This window comes from Streptomyces sp. NPDC049597, from assembly GCF_040675505.1.
GTDB lineage: Bacteria > Actinomycetota > Actinomycetes > Streptomycetales > Streptomycetaceae > Streptomyces.
This window is the reverse complement of sequence record NZ_JBFAOY010000017.1, coordinates 97,302-114,910: the sequence shown is the minus strand read 5'-3', so window position 1 is coordinate 114,910 and position 17,609 is coordinate 97,302. Positions and strand designations below refer to the sequence as shown.

The window sequence follows — 17,609 nt, the reverse complement described above, 5'->3', positions numbered from 1 at the left end:
CACGCGATGAGGGGGACGTACATGCGGGACAGCCACCGGGCGGAGGCGGAACGGCTGTTGGGCCGTGCCGTCGAGGAAGAGGTGCGGCGGACCGGCGGACGGACGGACGGTCAGGTGCTGCTCGCCCGCGGACAGGCCGCGCTGGACGGCTTGGCCGCCAGCGCCGCCGAGGAGTACGCCGCGTACGAGCAGGCGCTCGCGGAGGCCGAGTCGGGGCACCCGGGGCTCTCCGAGCGGTTCAGCAGGCGCAATCTGTCGACGCCCGCGCTGGTGACGGCGGTCGCGGCCGTCGCGGCCATCGGCGCGGACGTCGCGCTCGGCACCCCGGCCGGCACGGCGCTGGGCGCCGGGGCCGTCGTCGCGGTCGCGGGGGCCGCGACCACGGTCGCCAAGGTCACCGCGTCGCACTGGCCGGCGGCGCACCGCAGGGCGGGCGCGGCGGCGCAACCGGGCGGCGTGGAGCAGCTGCGCCTGCAGTGGCTGACGGCGCTGGAGGTACGGGGCATCCGCCCGTTCCTGGACCAGCAGCGGATGCTGGCGTCGGCGGCGCGGCCCGCCAGGAAGACCGCGGCGGCACCGCAGCTGCGCGGCGCCGACCGCAGCGCGGCGGCGCGCCGCAGATCGGTGCTGGAGCAGTCGTTCGCTCATCTGCCGGAGCCCGACGGGCCGTTCGCGGGCAGGCGGGAGGAGCTGACGCAGATCGCCCAGTGGGTGCACGCGGCGCGCGCGTCGACGCAGACACGGCCGACGGTCGTCGTGCTGTACGGCGAGCCCGGCTCGGGGCGTACGGCCCTGGCGGTGCGGGCGGCACACCACCTCAAGGACCAGTTCCGGGGCGCGTGCGTGGTGGATCTGCGCGGCGAGAGCGGACATCCGCTGTCGACGCGGGACGCGCTGCTGCACCTGCTGAACCGACTGGGCGCGCCGCGCGAGCAGCTGCTGTTCCGCGAGCGGTCGTCGCCGGAGCAGCAGGTGCGGCGGCTCGGCGAGCTGTACCACCAGCATCTGACGGGCCTGCCGGTGACGGTCGTCCTCGACGACGCGAGCGACGCCGAGCAGGTGCGGACGCTGCTGCCGGAGCGATCGGACAGCCTGGTGCTCGTGACGGCGCGCCGCCCGCTGGAGCTGCCGGAGGACGTCCCCGCCTGGATCCACCGGCTCCCGGTGGACGCCCTGGACGCGGCCGGCGCCGAGGAGTTGCTGGGAGCCGTCGCCGCGGAGCCCTCGGCCGCGCCGTACGACGCCCAGGCCGCCGACGCGGTCCGCGAGCTGTGCGGCGGGCTGCCGCTGGCGCTGCGGATCGCCGGCTCGTCCCTGGGCGAGCGCAGCCCCGACCGGCTGGCCACGGACCTCGGAGCGTATGGGCCGGTGGACCCGGTGGAGCGTGCCCTGTGGCTGCGGTACACCGACCAGTCGGAGCAGGCGCGCCGGCTCCTGCGCCGCCTGGCGCTGGCCGGGCGCGCCTCGCTCGGGGCGGCGGCCGCGGCGGCGCTGCTCGGCGCGGACGAGCAGGAGGCGCAGCGGCTGCTCGCGACGCTGGCGCGGGCGGGGCTCGTCGACCACGTGCGGGCGAGCCGTTACCGGCTGCACGACGTCGTACGGGCCTTCGCCCGGGCGCGGCTGCTGGACGAGGAGGACGCGAAGGACCGCACGGCCGCGCAGGAGCGGCTGATCGGGAACTACGCCGATCTGGCCGGGGCGGTGATCCGCATGGTCGACGGGAAGATGTCGACCCGGGCCGGCCAGTTCGGCGCGCACGGCTTCGCGTCGCTGGACGCGGCGCTGCGCTGGCTCGACGACGAGTCGAGTTTCATCACCTCCGCGTTGCGGCACGCCGAGGGCGTCGACCAGCAGGCCGTGCTCGGGCTGCTCGGCGCGCTGTGCGACTACTGCCTGCTGCGCGGCGACCTCTACCGCCTGGGCGAGCTCACGGAACTGTCGCAGGCGGTGGACCAGGGGCTGCTGGAGCGTTCGGTGCGCTGGCGTACGGGTATCGCGGCCCGCCAGCTCGGCGAGCTGGACAAGGCGCGGACGACGCTGTCGTCGGTGGTCGGCCTGTACCGGGAGGCGCAGCACGACGCGGGCGCGGCACTCGCGCTGTGCTCGCTCGGCATCACGCTGCACCACCAGGGCAACCTGACGGAGGCCGCGGCGAGACTGCACGAGGCCATCGAGCTGCAGTCCTCGCCCGAGCAGGCCGCGGACCGCGCGTGGTCGCTGCACGCCCTGGCCGCGGTGGAACGCGACCGGGCCGATCTGGCGGAAGCGCTGCGGCTGCTGGAGACGGCGCTGCGGCTGCACCGCGAGGGGGAGTCGCTGCACGGCGAGGCGTGGACGCGGTTCCAGCTGGGGCAGGTGTGCCTGCGGATGGGGGACGTCGCGGACGCCGAGGCGGCGCTGCGGGCGGCGCTCGACCTGTACGGGCGCACCCGCGACGACCGCGGCGAGGCGTGGGCGCTGACCCAGCTGGCGCGGGCGCGGCTGGTGGACGGTGATCCGGGCGCGGCGGTGGACGAGCTGAGGGCGGCGCTGTCCCGTCACCGGGAGAACGAGGACGCCCGCGGTGAGGCGTGGACCCTGTACTACCTGGGCCAGGCCCTGGAGGAACGCGGCGACCGGGACGAGGCGGTGCGCGAGCTGGAGCGGTCGCGGACGATGTTCTCGCGGATGCGTGACGTGTACGGGCTGGCCTGTGCGCGCCACCACTCGGGCCGTGTCACGCGCGACCAGCGCGCGGCGCAGACGGGCAACCTGCGCAACTCGGGATTCGCCCGGCAGCTGCTGATGGACGCCCGCGCGGATTTCGCGCGCATCAAGGTCGCCCACGGCGAGGCGTGGACGTGCCTGGAGCTGGCCCTGATCGACGCGGGCAACAACCGGGCCGCGCAGGCGCTGGCACTGTGCGACGAGGCGGCGGAGCTGTTCGCCTCCTACGAGGACCGTCGCGGCGCGGACTGGGCGGCGTTCCTGCGCTGCACGCTGCTGCCGTACGCGTCCCCGGGCGGGACGGAGGTCGGCACGGTGGTGGCGCAGGAGGAACTGGCCGGACTGATGGCGTCCACGCACGCCTTCAGGGACCCGAAGCTGGAGGACTGCGCGGAGGCGCTGACGGTGATGCTGGACCGCGGCATCCGCCTGGAGGACGGCTGGCAGGCCTGGCACCTGGGCCTGGTCCCGACGCGGCACGCGCGGGAGGTGATGGGGGTGCCTGTGGGGACGGCGAAGTAGGGCGGGTGCCGGTGCCGCGTTTGGAGCAGATGTACATCTGATCCGCTCGCGACCGCGCGCACGGCGTGACTCCGGGGCGCCATGTGCTGGATGCCCCGGAGTCAACACGCCTGATCGTCAGGCCGAGTCGCCCGCGGGCTTCCGCGACGCAGGCTTCTGCGACGCGGGCTCCCGCGTGGGCTCCGGCTCCTCCTCGAAGTTCACGCGCCCCATGTGCCGGTTCATCGACTTCATCAGGGCCCACACTCCGACCGCCAGCGCCGCGAACACGAGAAAGCCCAGGACACCAGGGGTGACCTTGTTCTCGTCGAGTTCCTTGGCGAGGGTGGCGACGTGCGTCATGGCGAGGTTTGCGCTTGCGCTCATGTCAGGCATTGTCCCGGATGCCCGCGAAGAGGTCGTCCTCGGGGAGGGACGTATCGACGAGCGACTTCGCCAGCTCGTACTCCTCCGTCGGCCAGACCTCCTTCTGGATCTCCATCGGCACGCGGAACCAGCCGCCGTCCGGGTCGATCTGCGTCGCGTGCGCGATCAGCGCCCTGTCGCGGACCTCGAAGAAGTCGGCGCACGGCACGTGCGTGGTCAGCGTGCGCTCGGCGCGCTGGAACTCTTTCCAGCGCTCCAGCCACTCCCCGTACGGCGACTCCAGGCCGCGCGCGAGCAGCGCCTCGTGCAGGGCGACCGTGCGCGGGCGGTTGAAGCCCTGGTTGTAGTAGAGCTTCTGCGGCTGGTACGCCTGCCCGTACTCGGACTCGGGGAACTTCTCGGTGTCCGCCGCGCCCTCGAACGCCACCATCGAGATCTTGTGGGTCATGATGTGGTCGGGGTGCGGGTAACCGCCGTTCTCGTCGTACGTCGTGATGACCTGCGGACGGAACGCGCGGATCTTGCGCACCAGCTCCCCCGCCGCCTTGTCGATGTCCTCCAGCGCGAAGCAGCCCTCGGGCAGCGGCGGCAGCGGGTCGCCCTCCGGCAGGCCGGAGTCGACGAAGCCGAGCCACTCCTGCTTGACGCCGAGGATCTCCCGGGCCTCGTCCATCTCCTTCCTGCGGACCTCGTGGATGTTCTCCTCGATGTAGGGGTCGCCCTGGAGCTTGGGGTTGAGGATGGAGCCGCGCTCACCGCCCGTGCAGGTCACGACCAGCACGTCCACCCCCTCGGACACATACTTGGCCATCGTGGCCGCGCCCTTGCTCGACTCGTCGTCGGGGTGGGCATGCACGGCCATCAGTCGAAGCTGCTCAGTCAAGACTCGATCCTCAGTGATTCGTCGCGATTCATAGGTGCCGTCCCGGAGGGACGTCGATGTGGGGCGGCGGTCGGGCGGCGGGAGGGAGACTTCTATAGTGACCGAATCGGCGGACGGAAAATTCCTGCCACCGCACTCGAGAGGACGATCATGACGGCTGTGCGCGAGGAGCTACCGCAGGGGCGTTACGGCCGCTCCGCGGACGAGCGTGCGGACCGCAGGCTCAAGATCCTCGGTGCCGTGCTGGGTGCCGGGCTGCTCGCGATGATCGGCTGGTTCGGCTACGACTACATCGCCGGCCAGAAGATCAGCGCCGAGGTGATCAAGTTCGATGTCGTCGAGGGCGCGAACGAGGTCCAGGTGCACCTGGAGGTGCGCAAGGACGAGGACGCCACCGGCACCTGCACCCTGCGCTCGCTGTCGGAGTCGGGCGCCGAGGTGGGCCGCCTGGACGTGCGGATCGGCCGTACGGGCGAGAGCCGGATCGACCAGGTCGTGAAGATCCGTACGACCGAGCAGGCGACCAGCGCCCAGCTGGTGGGCTGCAGCGCCGCCTGACCGGGCGGTTCCACCGGGCGCGTCACCCGTGTGACCAGGCCTTTTTCGTCCTGATCGTTTTTGTCTTCCCCCTTTCGCCCCGCAATTGTTAGGCTCGTGGTTTCGCCCGCTCGGGACGGACAATCCTTCTGAGTAGGGCGATGCTTTGTATTCCCAGTACCTACGAGGAGCACCTGTGACCCAGACCAGCGACAACGTCACCTGGCTCACCCAGGAGGCGTACAACCAGCTCAAGGCCGAGCTGGAGTACCTGTCTGGTCCCGCGCGCACGGAGATCGCCAAGAAGATCGAGGCGGCCCGTGAGGAGGGCGACCTGCGGGAGAACGGCGGGTACCACGCGGCCAAGGAGGAGCAGGGCAAGCAGGAGCTCCGTGTGCGCCAGCTGACCCAGCTCCTGGACAACGCGAAGGTCGGCGAGGCCCCCGCGGACGACGGCATCGTCGAGCCCGGCATGGTCGTCACGATCGCCTTCGACGGCGACGAGGACGACACCCTGACCTTCCTCATGGCGTCGCGGGAGTACGCGAGCTCGGACATCGAGACCTATTCGCCGCAGTCGCCGCTGGGCGTCGGTGTGAACGGCAAGAAGGTCGGCGACGAGGCCGAGTACGAGCTGCCGAACGGCAAGAAGGCCATGGTCAAGATCCTGGACGCCAAGCCGTACACAGGCTGATCCCCGCATCGCACGGCGAAGGGGCCGGCACCGCGCCAGGCGCGGTCCGGCCCCTTCCCGCTGTCCGGAGGATGCCGCTCAGGCGGTCGCCGAGCGGTACTTGCGCACCGCGAGGGTCCGGAAGACCGCGATGATGACGAGCGACCAGACGATCGAGGCGATCACGGGGTGCTGCATCGGCCAGGCGTCCGACGGCGAGGCGCCGGGGTTGCCGAAGAGCTCGCGGCAGGCCTGGACGGTGGCGCTGAAGGGGTTCCACTCCGCGATGTGCCGCAGCCACGGGGTGAGCTTGCTGGAGTCCACGAAGGCGTTCGAGATGAACGTGACCGGGAAGAGCCAGATCAGGCCCCCGGAGGTGGCGGCCTCGGGCGTGCGGACCGAGAGTCCGATCAGGGCGCCGATCCACGAGAACGCGTAGCCGAGGAGCAGCAGCAGGGCGAAGGCGCCGAGGGCCTTGGCGATGCCCTCGTGGGCCCGCCAGCCGACGAGCAGCGCGACGACCACGAGGACGACGACGGTCAGCGCGGTCTGCACGAGGTCGGCGAGCGTACGGCCGGTGAGGACCGCGCCGCGGGCCATCGGCAGCGAGCGGAACCGGTCGATGAGGCCCTTGTGCATGTCGTCGGCGATCCCCGCGCCCGCGCCCGCGGTGGCGAAGGTCACGGTCTGGGCGAAGATGCCGGCCATCAGGAACTCGCGGTAGACCTCGGGGGAGGTCGACTGGCCGATCTGCATGGAGCCGCCGAAGACGTAGCTGAACAGCACCACGAACATGACCGGCTGGATCATGCCGAAGATGATCATCTCCGGGATCCGGGTCATGCGGATCAGGTTCCGCTTGGCGACGACGAGCGAGTCGCCGACCGACTGCCCGATGCCGCCGCGCGGCCGGGGGGCCACGACGGTGGCGGCGTCCACTGAGGTGCTCACTTCGCGCTCTCCTTCCGGTTCTTGCGACCGTGGGTCTGGGGCCTGGCGTCCTGTTCCCCGTCGTCGGTCTCGTCGGCGACCTCGGCCGCGTGGCCGGTCAGCGAGATGAACACGTCGTCGAGGGTGGGGCGGCGCAGACCGATGTCGTCGATCTCCACGCCGCGGGAGTCGAGGTCGCGGATGACCTCGGCCAGCAGCTTGGCGCCGCCGGTGACCGGGACGGTCAGCTTGCGGGTGTGCTCGGCGATCGTGACCTCCCCCTTGCCGTAGCCGGCGAGGACCTCGCGGGCTGGGCCGATCTCGTCGGGCTCGTGCACGACGACCTCCACGCGCTCGCCGCCGGTGCGCGCCTTGAGCTGGTCGGCGGTGCCGCGGGCGATGACCTTGCCGTGGTCGACGACGCAGATGGTGTCGGCGAGGTGGTCGGCCTCCTCCAGGTACTGCGTCGTGAGCAGCAGGGTCGTACCGCCCCTGACGAGCTCCTGGATGACCTCCCACAGCTGCTGGCGGTTGCGGGGGTCGAGACCGGTGGTCGGCTCGTCCATGAACATCACGGGCGGGGAGACGACCAGTGCCGCGGCCAGGTCGAGCCGCCTGCGCATGCCGCCGGAGTAGGTCTTGGCGGGACGGTCGGCGGCCTCGGCGAGGTTGAAGCGGTCCAGCAGCTCGCCCGCGCGGATCTTCGCCTCGCGCGCGTTCATCTGGTAGAGCCGGCCGACCATCTGGAGGTTCTCCCGGCCGGTCAGGTACTCGTCGACGGCGGCGAACTGGCCGGACAGGCCGATGGACCTGCGCACCTCGTTGGGGTGCTTGAGGACGTCGATCCCGGCGACCACGGCGGAGCCGCTGTCGGGCCGGAGGAGGGTGGTCAGCACGCGCACGGTGGTCGTCTTGCCGGCGCCGTTCGGGCCGAGAAGTCCGAGGACCGTGCCTTCCGGGACGTCGAGATCGACGCCGTCGAGTGCCCTGACGTCGCCGAAGGTCTTCACCAGACCTTCGGCGTGGATGGCGCCTGGCATGGGGGTCTCCCAAGGAACAGGTGGAATGGGTCACTTCTGGACGCAAACATGCATGGAGTCGCGCATCCACCCAGGTGGATACGGTCACATGTTCACGGTATCGCGATACATCGCGTCTCATCAAGCGAATCGAGACATGACAAGGGGACGGATGCGGCGCGGTGGCCGCCGGAGCGCCCGCCGGGTCGGCGGGTCTCAGTCGAGAATGGTGTAACCCTTCGCGCGCAGGGCCGCCGCGACCTCCTCGCAATGCTCCGGCCCCTTCGTCTCCAGGTGCAGTTCCACCTCGACCTCCGTGAGCCCGAGCCGCGGATCGGTCCGCACATGACTCACGTCGAGGACATTGGCGTCCGCCACCGACAGCGCCCCCAGCAGCCCGGCCAGCGCGCCCGGACGGTCCGTCAGACGCAGCCGCAGCGACAGGTACCGCCCCGCCGCCGCCATGCCGTGACGCAGGATGCGCTGCATCAGCAGCGGATCCACGTTGCCCCCCGACAGCAGTGCCACCACCGGGCCCTCGAACGACGTCGGATCGCTCAGCAGCGCCGCCACCGTGCTCGCCCCGGCCGGCTCGACCACCATCTTGGCCCGCTCCAGACAGAGCAGCAGCGCGCTGGAGAGCTCGTCCTCGGAGACCGTACGGACGTCGTCCACAAGATCGCCAATGATTTTGAACGGCACGTCCCCTGGCCGGCCGACCTTGATCCCGTCCGCCATCGTCGCCGGAGCCTCGATCGACACCGGCCGCCCCGCCGCCAGCGAGGGCGGATACGCCGCCGCACCCTCCGCCTGCACGCCGATCACCTTCACATCGGGCCGCAGCGCCTTCACCGCCACGGCGATGCCGGCCACGAGACCGCCGCCGCCGACGCCCACGAGGATCGTCCGCACCTCCGGGCACTGCTCCAGGATCTCCAGCCCCACCGTGCCCTGGCCCGCCACGATGTCCGGGTGGTCGAAGGGGTGGATGAACACCGCGCCCGTCTCTCGCGCGTACCCCTCGGCCGCGGCCAGCGTCTCGTCGACCACGTGCCCCACCAGCCGCACGTCCGCGCCGTACTCCCGCGTCGCGGCCACCTTCGGAAGCGGGGCGCCGACCGGCATGAAGACGGTGGAGCGCACCCCGAGCAGCGACGACGCCAGCGCCACACCCTGCGCGTGGTTGCCCGCGGACGCGGCGACCACTCCGGCCGCACGCTCCTCCGGCCGCAGGCCGGCGATGCGCACGTAGGCGCCGCGCAGCTTGAACGACCCCGTGCGCTGCAGGTTCTCGCACTTCAGGTGGACCGGCGCCCCCACCAGCCGCGACAGGTGCCTGCTGCCCTCCATCGGCGTCATCCGCGCCACCCCGGACAGCATCTTCCGGGCTCCGCGGATGTCGTCGAGGATGACGGAACGGAGGATCTCGGGCGTGCGGAAGCTCATGCGACAAGTCTCGCAGTTCGCCCCGCTCCCCGGGTTGCCGTCCGCATCCCGGGCGGTCTGCCGCAGGATTGTGCAGCGCCCGTACGCGCCACGGCCCGGCCGCGTACTCTGTCCCCCACCAACCGACCACCGCACGAGAGAGCCCCCCACTGCCATGCCCACTTCACAGGACATGACGACAGATCTCGCTCCCGGCCTCCTCGATGCCCTCCAGCACCAGGTGGCCGTTTTCGCCCGGCGCGCGGAACAGACCCGGCTCGGTGGCGTGGGCCAGGTCCGCAACTCCATGGACCGCGCCGCCTACCTGCTGCTCAACCGCCTCGACCAGGAAGGCCCCATGGGCGTCAAGGCGCTCGCGGCGGGCATGGGGATCGACTCGTCGACCGTGACCCGCCAGGTGGCGCCGCTCGTCGACACCGGCCTGGTCAAGCGCACCTCGCATCCGGAGGACGGCCGCGCCGTCGTGCTGCAGCTCTCGCCCCGCGGCCAGGCCCGCCTCGACGAGGTACGTGCCTCACGGCGCGAACTGATGCGGCAGGTCACGGAAGGCTGGACGGAGAGCGAGCGCGAGTCGTTCTGCACGCTGCTCACCCGCTTCAACACCGCCCTGTCGGCCCGCCAGGCGGGGCTGCCCACGGCGGAGGCGGAGACACCGCCGGCCTCCTGACCAGGGCGGGGCCGACGGCCCCCGCCGACCCCTTGACCGGGGACGCGGCTTGGGCCCTATATGAGGACGTGAGCGAGCGGAATCCGGCCAGGGACCGCCGCCGTGCCCAGGAGTTCGACGCCTTCGTGGCGGGCGCGGCCGGCCGGCTGCTGCACGCCGCGACCCTGCTCACGGCCGAGCCCGCGGGCGCCAACCCCTGCGCCCAGCAACTGCTCACCGCCGCGCTCGCCCGCACCTACGCCGACTGGGACCGGCTGCGCGGAGAGGACCCGTACGACCGCACCCGCCAGGAGCTCGCCACCCGCTTCGCGCGCGGCGCCTGGCGTCACCACCGCTCGCGGGGCGGGGTGCTCGCCCGGCTCAGCCCGCAGGAGCGCCTGATCCTGGTGCTGCGGCTGTACGAAGGGGTCGCCGAGGAGCAGACCGCAGCGCTGCTCGGCATCCCCGCGGACCGGGTGCGTGCCATCTGCACGCGGGCCGTCGCGGTCATGCGCAGTGCGCCGCCCCGGCCTCCGGCGGCCCGGCTGCGGGCGGCGTCATGAGCGGCGCCGACCGCAAGGAGGGCGAGGTCCGCCGGATGATGGAGGGCCCCCTGCCCGCCGTGCCCGCCGATCTCGGGGTGCGCGCCACGGCCCACGGCGGACGGCTGCTGCGCCGCCGGCGCGCACTGCGCCGGACGGCCTGGCTGCTGATCGTCGCCGCGGCCGTCGCCTTCGTGGTCTGGGCGACGGTGAACCAGCCGTGGGTGGTCCCGCCGTCGGAGACGACACCACCGATCGAAGGCTTCTGACCTGCGACGATGCGCAACGGTGAGGTGAGGGCGACCGTCCGTCATGCCGGGTCGGCCCGGTCGTCCGGATCTATCCTGAGAACGAGCGGCACCCAGAGAAGCCGAGGAGGCCCCTCATGACCAGGAAAGTCGTCGACTGCCGCAAGAGCCCGAGCGTCTCCGGATGCACCCTCACCATCTCCGGCGAGGAGGACGAAGTCATACGGGCGGCCGCCGAGCACGCCGTGTCCGTCCACGAACACACCGACGGACCCGAGCTGCGGCAGATGATCCGTGACTCCCTCGAGGACGAGAAGGTGACTGCCTGACCCGGCACACGCACGTCGGGCCCCGGCCGTACCCGGCCGGGGCCCGACGTCGTCCGCGGGGGTCAACTCCCTCAGCCGAGCGCCTGCTTGAGGTCCGCCAGCAGGTCGTCGGCCGCCTCGATGCCCACCGACAGCCGCACCAGGTCGCCCGGCACCTCCAGCGCCGAACCGACCACCGACGCGTGAGTCATCCGCCCCGGGTGCTCGATCAGCGACTCGACGCCGCCCAGCGACTCGCCCAGCGTGAACAGCCTCGCGCGGTTGCAGACCTCGACCGCGGCCGCCTCGCCGCCCGCGACCCGGAACGACACCATGCCGCCGAACGCCTTCATCTGCTTCGCCGCCACCTCGTGTCCCGGGTGCTCCGGCAGGCCCGGGTAGAGCACCGAGGTGACCTTCGGGTGCTTGGTCAGCATCTCCGCGACGCGGGTCGCGTTCTCGCTGTGGCGGTCCATGCGCACGGGGAGCGTCTTGATGCCCCGCAGCACCAGCCACGCGTCGAACGGGCCGGCCACCGCTCCCATCGCGTTCTGGTGGTACGCCAGCTCCTCGCCCAGCTCCGCGTCGGCCGCGATCAGCGCACCGCCCACGACGTCCGAGTGACCGCCCATGTACTTGGTCAGCGAGTGCACGACGACGTCGGCGCCGAGGGAGATCGGCTGTTGGAGGTAGGGGCTCGCGAACGTGTTGTCGACGACGAGCTTCGCGCCCGCCGAGCGCGCCACCTCCGCGACCGCCGCGATGTCCGTGATGCCGAGGAGCGGGTTCGACGGGGTCTCGACCCAGATCAGCTGCGTACGGTCGTTGACCGCCGCGCGCACCGCCGCCGGGTCCGAGGTGTCCGCCACGGAGAAGTCCACGCCCCACCGCTCGACCACCTTGGCGAACAGCCGGAACGTGCCGCCGTACGCGTCGTTAGGGATCACCACGTGGGCACCGGGCTTCAGCAGCGTACGCAGCAGGCAGTCCTCCGCCGCGAGCCCGGACGCGAAGGCCAGACCGCGCCGGCCGCCCTCGACGGCGGCCAGGTTCTCCTCCAGGGCGGTCCGGGTCGGGTTGGCGCTGCGGCTGTACTCGTAACCGCCCCGCAGCCCGCCCACGCCGTCCTGCTTGTAGGTGGAGACCTGGTAGATCGGCGGCACGACGGCGCCGGTCAGCGGGTCGGCGGTGTTGCCCGCATGGATGGCGCGGGTCTCGAAGCTGTGCAAGGTGTGGTCGTCGCTCATGAGCCCCGAGCGTAGTCCCGCGCGAGGCGGTTCGCGGCGCGGACCTGCCCGCTGTGGACGCGGTGCCCGTCAAGGACAATGGAGCCATGGAGATTCTCTGGTTCCTGATCGCGATGTGCATGCTGGCCGCAGTCATCGGCCCCGTCCTCAGGCGCCGCAGCACGGGCATCCGGCTCGCCCGCCCCGGCTCGCCGGACGCCGCCGACCCGGACAACTACGGCTTCCTGCGTCAGGAGGAGCTGGACGTGCGCCTGCCCGGACCGGACCAGGACCTCCTCGACGTGCTCGACGTCGTCCAGCGCACCCAGGACTGGCGTGCCGCCGCCCAGCTGCTCGCCGGCACGCCGAAGGAGGGCGAGGTGCGCTGGCAGCGCGTCCAGGCCTTCGCCGGCGCCGCGTCGCTCGAGCTCCAGCAGCAGCCCGGCACCGGGGGCGCGTGGCTGCGCGCCTGGCGCGCCCAGTCTCCGAAGGACGCGGGCGGCGCCCAGGTGCACGCCGAGTTCCTCGTCCAGCAGGCGTGGCGGTCGTCGGCCGCCGGCACGGACGACTTCCGGATCATCCTGGAGGAGGCCAGGTCCGTGTGCGCCGAGGCCGCGCTCCTGGCGCCCGGAGACCCGGTCCCGTACATCACCGAACTGGCCGTCGCGCGCGGGCTCGGCGACTCCCAGGAGCAGTTCGACCAGCTGTGGGCGAAGGTCATCGACCGGGCGCCCAACCACATGGGCGCCCACCTCGCCGCCCTCCACTACCTGTGCGAGAAGTGGCACGGCTCCCGCGAGGAGGCCGACCACTTCGCGACGACCGCTGCGGCCCGCGCGCCGCAGGGCTCGCTGCTCGCGGCCCTGCCGCTGTTCGCGGTGTACGAGCACCTGCCCGAGCTCAACCTGGTCAGCGGCTTCTACCAGAGCGCGGTGGTCACCAAGGCGGTGGAAGGCGCCCTGTACGCGGTCCACTCGGCCCGCCCCGACGACCCGATGCTCGCGCACGTGCGCCATCTGCTCGTGATGTTCCTGGTCCGCTCCGAGCGCTGGGCCGAGGCGATGAACCAGCTGGTCCACGTGGACGGCCACGTGGGCGCGCTGCCGTGGACGCACAGCAGCGACCCGGCGGCCGAGTACGCGGTCTACCGCGCTCTCGCGGTGGCGGGCTACGAGGCGAACGGCGGCAGCCCGGCGACGCTTCCGCACTGACCCGGCGTGCCGCCCGCACGGGGCGGCCGTCCGGAATTCCCGGGGGCGCCGGGACGTTGTCCCGGTGCCGTCACAGTGAAGGAGAACCGCCATGCTCTTCGGCCGTACGCCCGTGCTGCCCACCCCGGAGGAGGCCCTCAAGGGCCGCCCCGAGCCGTCCTTCACCGTGCCCGACCGCCACACGGTCCTCGGCAACCCGCTGCTGGGCCCCTACCCCGAGGGCCTGGAGGTCGCCGACTTCGCCCTGGGCTGTTTCTGGGGCGCTGAGCGGAAGTTCTGGCAGACGAAGGGCGTGTGGACGACCCTCGTCGGCTATCAGGGCGGCCACACCCCCAACCCGACGTACGAAGAGGCCTGCTCGGGCCTGACCGGCCACACGGAGGCGGTCCGCGTCGTCTTCGACCCCGCGGTCGTGTCGTACGAGCAACTGCTGAAGCTGTTCTGGGAGTCCCACGACCCGACCCAGGGCTTCCGCCAGGGCAACGACGTGGGCACGCAGTACCGCTCGGCGATCTACACCCACTCCCCGGCCCAGGAGTTGGCGGCCAAGGCGTCGCGCGAGTCCTACCAGAAGGTCCTGACGGGCTCGGGCTACGGCACGATCACCACGGAACTGCTCCCGGCGGAGGGCCGCCCGTTCTATCCGGCCGAGGCGTACCACCAGCAGTACCTCGACAAGAACCCGGGCGGCTACTGCGGCATCGGCGGGACGGGCGTCTCCTGCCCGATCGGTGTCGCCAAGGCCGAAGGCTGACGTCGCCGGGTCGCCCTGGCAACCCCGTCCCATAACCTCGTTCCTGAGACGTCGGATGCCGTCTGCATCGACCTTGAGGGAGGCGATGGTGCGCGGAAGGGGCACATGGCTGCTCGCGGGCGCCATGACCGTCGCGTGCATGGTGCTCATCGGCCCCAGCGCACCGAGCGATGCCTTCCTGGCCGGGCCGCTGCCCGTGGGAGCCGTCAGGGATGTCGTGCCGAACCGGGTCATGACGTGGAACATCTGCAACCCCTGCGAGGGGAGCAATGCCGGCCGGGCAGCGGAGATCGCCACGTACGCGCCCCAGGTCATCGGTCTGCAGGAAGCGTGCGTGCGTGACGTCGAGAGCATCCGGGACCGTCTGGAGAGCCGCTACGGGCTGGTCTACCGGGTCGAGTACGGGACGGTTCTCCGCAACCGGGGCCGCTGCGGGGGATGGCCGTGGAGTCCGGGGGCGTACGGCCAGGCGATCCTCTCGGCGGCCCCGATGACGGACCGCGTGAACGTGGAATACCCCGACGGCGGATCCGAGGACCGTGGGTACATGGCAGTGACCACCACGGTGGGCGACCGACCCGTCAGAGTCTTCAACACGCACCTCGCCCAACGGCGTCAGGAAGCGGTCCGAGCCGACCAGGTCGGCGTGCTCGCCGCAGAGGTCGCCCGGCACGACCGGGCGATCGTTCTCGGCGACTTCAACGCCGTGCCGAACGCCCCCGAACTCACCGGGATGTGGGCACTGGCCGCGGATGCGGACCCCCATTGCCGTCCCTCGCCCACGGGCACCTGCGAGCCCACCACTGACTGGCACAGCAAGTTCGACTACGTCTTCCTGCGAGACCTCGTCCCGCTCGGGCACGGTGTGCATCCCACCTCGTACTCGGACCACCACCTGCTGCACACCGACGTGGACACATCGCGGGGCAGCTGACAGGGCACGACCGGGAGCCGGCACCGGAGATCGTCCCGCGGTCACTCAGCCGGGGCGCACGGCTTGCCGCCCATGTCCTCGGTGAACAGCCCGGGTTGGGCTCGACGCGGCCCGGGCCCGGGGGCCCGGGCCGTTAGGGTTCCGCCGTGGGGATCAGTGAGCGAGTCGTCACGGGGCCGGCCGCCGGAGCGCGGGGGGCGGCGGCGTGGTGGCGTGTCCCGCTGGTCGTGACGGGCGCCGTCGTGCCGCTGTACGCGCTGTGGGCCCTCGTGCTCGCGACCGGCGGTGGCGACCTGGCGGCGCAGTTCGCCTGGGCCGGGTTCTTCGAGCGGCACCCGGGCTCCGCGTACAACCTGTCCTGGTACGGCGGCACGCACACCGCGAACTACAGCCTGCTGACGCCGCCGTTGATGGCGCTCCTCGGTGTGCGCACGGTGTCGGTCGCCGCCGGGCTGGCGGCGACGTGGCTGCTTGCGCTGCTGTTGGTGCGGCGCGGCGTGCGGCATCCGCCGTGGCCGGCGCTCGCGGGAGCGCTCGCGCTGTGGTGCAACATCGCGTCGGGCCGTACGACGTTCGCCGTGGGGGTCACGATCGGTCTCGCGGCCGTGCTGTACGTGCGCCGCGCGGCACTCGCCGCGGTGTGCGCGGCGCTGGCGACCGCGGCGAGCCCGGTGGCCGGGCTGTTCCTCGTGGTCGTGGGGGTGGCGTACGGGCTGGACCGGCGGTGGCGCAGCGCGGCGGTGCTCGTGCTGCCGCCGGTGGCGGTGGTGGGCGCGGTGACGCTGCTGTTCCCGTTCGAGGGCGAACAGCCCATGGCCGCGGGCAAGGTGTGGCTGCCGGTGGTGCTGTCCGCGGTGACGGCCGTCGCGGCGCCGCGCGAGTGGCGGGTGGTGCGGTACGGCGCCGGGATCTACGGCGTGGGGGTCGTGCTCACGTATCTGATCGCCTCACCGATCGGTACGAACGTGGAGCGGCTGCTGGGCCTCGCCGGTCCGCCCGTGCTGATGGCGGCGGTGCTCGCGGGCGGTGTGGCGCGGATCCTGCGCACGCTGCTCGCCGCCGCGCTGGTGTTCGACGCGTACTGGCTGGCGGACAAGACGGAGGACGACCTCGTCGTCTCCAACGACGTGCCGGCGTGGGCGGCGCACACCGACGGTGTCGTCGCCGAGCTGGAGCGGCTGGGCGCCGACCGCACCCGGGTCGAGGTGGTGCCCGCCCGCAACCACCGCGAGGCGACCGCGCTCGCGCCGCACGTGAACATGGCGCGCGGCTGGAACCGTCAGCTGGACGTGGAGCGCGGGCGGCTGTTCTACGACGGGTCGCTGTCCCCCGCGACGTACCGCGCCTGGCTGGACCGATGGGCGGTGGGCCTGGTGGTCCTGCACCACGGCAAGCCCGACGGACCCGCGGAGGCCGAGGCGGCGATCGTGCGCGGCGAACCGGCGTGGCTGGAGCGGGTGTGGCGGGACGCCCACTGGACGGTCTACCGCGTGCGGGACGCGGTGCCGCTGGCCGCTGCCCCGGCGAGCGTGGTGGGCGGCGACGACGCGCAGCTGGTGGTCAGGATGCCGCGCGCGGGGACGGTGACGGTGCGGGTGGCGTACTCGCCGTGGCTGCGGGCGAAGGGGGCGTGTGTCCGGCCGGACGGCGCGTGGACGCGTCTGACCGTGCCGCACGCCGGTGACTACCGGCTGGACTCGGCGTACCGGCTGGACCGTTCGGCGGACGGCTCGTGCGACTGAGTCCGGTGCGGCTGAGCCCGGTGGGGCGGGGACTGTCAGTGGCGTGTGTCACGCTCGTGGAATGATCGACCACATCGCGGTCCAGGTGGCGGACCCCGCGGCGAGTGCCGCGTTCTACGACCGGGTCCTCGCACCGCTCGGCGGGAAGCGGCTGTTCGAGCGTGGCGAGGGCAGGGTGATCGGGTACGGGACCTCGTTCCCGACGTTCTGGATCGGCCCGGTGACGACGGGCGGGCAGGCGCGCGAGGGACACCTCGCGTTCTCCGCGCCCGACCGCGCCGCCGTGCGGGCCTTCTTCGCGGCGGCGGTGGACGCGGGCGCCGAGGTGCTGCACGAGCCGCGGGTGTGGCCCGAGTACCACCCGGCGTACTACGGGGCGTTCGTCCGCGACCCGGACGGCAACAACGTGGAGGCGGTCTGCCACGTGCCGGAGCAGCCCTAGCGGGTGCGGGCTCGTCCTGCGGTCGCCGTGACAGGCCGGGCCGGGCCGTTGGGCGCGTGGCCGGGCCGGGCCCGCCGGAGGCTGCGCGTCACGCCGCGGACTGCGCGGCGCGCAGCCGAGCCGCGGTCGCCGCGGCGTCGTAGCCGGGGGCGACCCCGTCGACGAGGACGACGTCGCCCGCCATGTGGCGGGTGCGCAGCGGTATCAGCTCCTGGTAGGCGGCTGACGCGTACCAGGCGCGCGCCTCGTCGATGCCGGGGAAACCGACGACGACGAGCCCGCCCGGCCAGCTGCCCTCGAGGACCTCGACGGTGGCGCCGTGGACGAGGAAGCGGCCGCCGAAGGGGGCGAGGGTCGACTGGATGCGCTCCATGTCGGCGAACACCTCCCCGTCGAGGCGGGCGGCGGGGTACAGGTGGCCGACGGCGTACGCGGTCATGGTGTCCTCCCGGGATCGGGGCCGTTGCGGTGCCT

Annotated in this window: 19 protein-coding genes; 12 read left to right on the top strand and 7 right to left on the bottom strand. The window is 72.4% G+C overall.

The window, feature by feature from the left end; all coding sequences use genetic code 11:
* The first annotated feature begins 21 nt into the window (after window positions 1–21).
* Complete coding sequence (locus tag AB0K02_RS20615) at window positions 22–3,228, top strand: tetratricopeptide repeat protein (RefSeq protein ID WP_365993902.1); 3,207 nt, start codon at window positions 22–24, stop codon at window positions 3,226–3,228.
* Window positions 3,229–3,345: 117 nt separating this feature from the next.
* Here AB0K02_RS20615 and AB0K02_RS20610 read toward each other — a convergent pair whose 3' ends face one another.
* On the bottom strand, window positions 3,346–3,603 hold the full coding sequence (locus AB0K02_RS20610) for a hypothetical protein (protein WP_365993901.1): 258 nt from the start codon (window positions 3,601–3,603) through the stop codon (window positions 3,346–3,348).
* Window positions 3,596–4,477 (bottom strand): mycothiol conjugate amidase Mca, encoded by an 882-nt coding sequence (gene mca, locus AB0K02_RS20605; RefSeq protein WP_365993900.1) that lies wholly within the window; start codon window positions 4,475–4,477, stop codon window positions 3,596–3,598. The genes AB0K02_RS20610 and mca overlap by 8 nt, the downstream gene beginning before the upstream one ends.
* Before the next feature lie 150 nt (window positions 4,478–4,627).
* On the opposite strand from mca, the gene AB0K02_RS20600 reads away from it, so the two are divergent.
* Window positions 4,628–5,035, top strand: a complete 408-nt coding sequence (locus AB0K02_RS20600) for a DUF4307 domain-containing protein (protein WP_365993899.1) — start codon at window positions 4,628–4,630, stop codon at window positions 5,033–5,035.
* 175 nt (window positions 5,036–5,210) lie between these two features.
* Window positions 5,211–5,708, top strand: coding sequence for a transcription elongation factor GreA (greA, locus tag AB0K02_RS20595; protein ID WP_365993898.1), 498 nt, complete (start codon window positions 5,211–5,213; stop codon window positions 5,706–5,708).
* Window positions 5,709–5,786: 78 nt separating this feature from the next.
* Here greA and AB0K02_RS20590 read toward each other — a convergent pair whose 3' ends face one another.
* The 3 genes from AB0K02_RS20590 to ilvA all read right to left on the bottom strand — a co-directional run bounded on the left by AB0K02_RS20590 (window position 5,787) and on the right by ilvA (window position 9,082).
* Window positions 5,787–6,638, bottom strand: a complete 852-nt coding sequence (locus AB0K02_RS20590; RefSeq protein ID WP_365993897.1) for an ABC transporter permease — start codon at window positions 6,636–6,638, stop codon at window positions 5,787–5,789.
* Window positions 6,635–7,657: an ATP-binding cassette domain-containing protein gene (locus AB0K02_RS20585; protein ID WP_365993896.1), complete on the bottom strand. Its 1,023-nt coding sequence runs from the start codon at window positions 7,655–7,657 to the stop codon at window positions 6,635–6,637. Before AB0K02_RS20585 ends, AB0K02_RS20590 begins: the two co-directional genes overlap by 4 nt.
* 195 nt (window positions 7,658–7,852) lie before the next feature.
* Window positions 7,853–9,082, bottom strand: coding sequence for a threonine ammonia-lyase (gene ilvA, locus AB0K02_RS20580; RefSeq protein ID WP_365993895.1), 1,230 nt, complete (start codon window positions 9,080–9,082; stop codon window positions 7,853–7,855).
* A 154-nt stretch (window positions 9,083–9,236) separates the two neighbouring features.
* Here ilvA and AB0K02_RS20575 point away from each other — a divergent pair, with 154 nt between their 5' ends.
* The 4 genes from AB0K02_RS20575 (at window position 9,237) to AB0K02_RS20560 (ending at window position 10,847) form a co-directional block, all read left to right on the top strand.
* Window positions 9,237–9,749 carry a MarR family transcriptional regulator gene (locus AB0K02_RS20575; protein ID WP_365993894.1) on the top strand — a complete coding sequence of 171 codons (513 nt, stop codon included), beginning with the start codon at window positions 9,237–9,239 and terminating at the stop codon, window positions 9,747–9,749.
* A 68-nt stretch (window positions 9,750–9,817) separates the two neighbouring features.
* Window positions 9,818–10,291 (top strand): sigma factor-like helix-turn-helix DNA-binding protein, encoded by a 474-nt coding sequence (locus tag AB0K02_RS20570; RefSeq protein WP_365993893.1) that lies wholly within the window; start codon window positions 9,818–9,820, stop codon window positions 10,289–10,291.
* A complete protein-coding gene (locus AB0K02_RS20565; RefSeq protein WP_365993892.1) occupies window positions 10,288–10,539 on the top strand; it encodes a hypothetical protein in 252 nt (83 codons plus the stop codon). The genes AB0K02_RS20570 and AB0K02_RS20565 overlap by 4 nt, the downstream gene beginning before the upstream one ends.
* Before the next feature lie 116 nt (window positions 10,540–10,655).
* Window positions 10,656–10,847, top strand: a complete 192-nt coding sequence (locus AB0K02_RS20560; protein ID WP_307713756.1) for a DUF1059 domain-containing protein — start codon at window positions 10,656–10,658, stop codon at window positions 10,845–10,847.
* A 71-nt stretch (window positions 10,848–10,918) separates the two neighbouring features.
* Here the strand turns inward: AB0K02_RS20560 and AB0K02_RS20555 are convergent, their stop codons facing one another.
* On the bottom strand, window positions 10,919–12,073 hold the full coding sequence (locus tag AB0K02_RS20555; protein ID WP_365993891.1) for a cystathionine gamma-synthase: 1,155 nt from the start codon (window positions 12,071–12,073) through the stop codon (window positions 10,919–10,921).
* An 86-nt stretch (window positions 12,074–12,159) separates the two neighbouring features.
* On the opposite strand from AB0K02_RS20555, the gene AB0K02_RS20550 reads away from it, so the two are divergent.
* The 5 genes from AB0K02_RS20550 to AB0K02_RS20530 all read left to right on the top strand — a co-directional run bounded on the left by AB0K02_RS20550 (window position 12,160) and on the right by AB0K02_RS20530 (window position 17,135).
* On the top strand, window positions 12,160–13,263 hold the full coding sequence (locus AB0K02_RS20550) for a hypothetical protein (protein ID WP_365993890.1): 1,104 nt from the start codon (window positions 12,160–12,162) through the stop codon (window positions 13,261–13,263).
* A gap of 91 nt (window positions 13,264–13,354) precedes the next feature.
* Window positions 13,355–14,017 carry a peptide-methionine (S)-S-oxide reductase MsrA gene (gene msrA, locus AB0K02_RS20545; protein WP_365993889.1) on the top strand — a complete coding sequence of 221 codons (663 nt, stop codon included), beginning with the start codon at window positions 13,355–13,357 and terminating at the stop codon, window positions 14,015–14,017.
* 85 nt (window positions 14,018–14,102) lie between these two features.
* Window positions 14,103–14,951, top strand: a complete 849-nt coding sequence (locus AB0K02_RS20540) for an endonuclease/exonuclease/phosphatase family protein (protein ID WP_365993888.1) — start codon at window positions 14,103–14,105, stop codon at window positions 14,949–14,951.
* 152 nt (window positions 14,952–15,103) lie between these two features.
* Complete coding sequence (locus tag AB0K02_RS20535) at window positions 15,104–16,693, top strand: hypothetical protein (protein ID WP_365993935.1); 1,590 nt, start codon at window positions 15,104–15,106, stop codon at window positions 16,691–16,693.
* A 61-nt stretch (window positions 16,694–16,754) separates the two neighbouring features.
* Entirely contained in the window at window positions 16,755–17,135 is a 381-nt protein-coding gene (locus AB0K02_RS20530; protein ID WP_365993887.1) for a VOC family protein, read from the top strand.
* 88 nt (window positions 17,136–17,223) lie between these two features.
* Here AB0K02_RS20530 and AB0K02_RS20525 read toward each other — a convergent pair whose 3' ends face one another.
* On the bottom strand, window positions 17,224–17,574 hold the full coding sequence (locus AB0K02_RS20525; protein ID WP_365993886.1) for a DUF1330 domain-containing protein: 351 nt from the start codon (window positions 17,572–17,574) through the stop codon (window positions 17,224–17,226).
* Between the last annotated feature and the right edge of the window lie 35 nt (window positions 17,575–17,609).

Bases quoted from the DNA above. Each gene is read 5' to 3' on its own strand.
- AB0K02_RS20615 (WP_365993902.1), top strand. From the start codon at position 22: ATGCGGGACAGCCACCGGGCGGAGGCGGAACGGCTGTTGGGCCGTGCC.
- AB0K02_RS20610 (WP_365993901.1), bottom strand. From the start codon at position 3,603: ATGCCTGACATGAGCGCAAGCGCAAACCTCGCCATGACGCACGTCGCC.
- AB0K02_RS20600 (WP_365993899.1), top strand. From the start codon at position 4,628: ATGACGGCTGTGCGCGAGGAGCTACCGCAGGGGCGTTACGGCCGCTCC.
- AB0K02_RS20585 (WP_365993896.1), bottom strand. From the start codon at position 7,657: ATGCCAGGCGCCATCCACGCCGAAGGTCTGGTGAAGACCTTCGGCGAC.
- ilvA (WP_365993895.1), bottom strand. From the start codon at position 9,082: ATGAGCTTCCGCACGCCCGAGATCCTCCGTTCCGTCATCCTCGACGAC.
- AB0K02_RS20575 (WP_365993894.1), top strand. From the start codon at position 9,237: ATGCCCACTTCACAGGACATGACGACAGATCTCGCTCCCGGCCTCCTC.
- AB0K02_RS20565 (WP_365993892.1), top strand. From the start codon at position 10,288: ATGAGCGGCGCCGACCGCAAGGAGGGCGAGGTCCGCCGGATGATGGAG.
- AB0K02_RS20560 (WP_307713756.1), top strand. From the start codon at position 10,656: ATGACCAGGAAAGTCGTCGACTGCCGCAAGAGCCCGAGCGTCTCCGGA.
- AB0K02_RS20555 (WP_365993891.1), bottom strand. From the start codon at position 12,073: ATGAGCGACGACCACACCTTGCACAGCTTCGAGACCCGCGCCATCCAT.
- AB0K02_RS20550 (WP_365993890.1), top strand. From the start codon at position 12,160: ATGGAGATTCTCTGGTTCCTGATCGCGATGTGCATGCTGGCCGCAGTC.
- msrA (WP_365993889.1), top strand. From the start codon at position 13,355: ATGCTCTTCGGCCGTACGCCCGTGCTGCCCACCCCGGAGGAGGCCCTC.
- AB0K02_RS20540 (WP_365993888.1), top strand. From the start codon at position 14,103: ATGGTGCGCGGAAGGGGCACATGGCTGCTCGCGGGCGCCATGACCGTC.
- AB0K02_RS20530 (WP_365993887.1), top strand. From the start codon at position 16,755: ATGATCGACCACATCGCGGTCCAGGTGGCGGACCCCGCGGCGAGTGCC.
- AB0K02_RS20525 (WP_365993886.1), bottom strand. From the start codon at position 17,574: ATGACCGCGTACGCCGTCGGCCACCTGTACCCCGCCGCCCGCCTCGAC.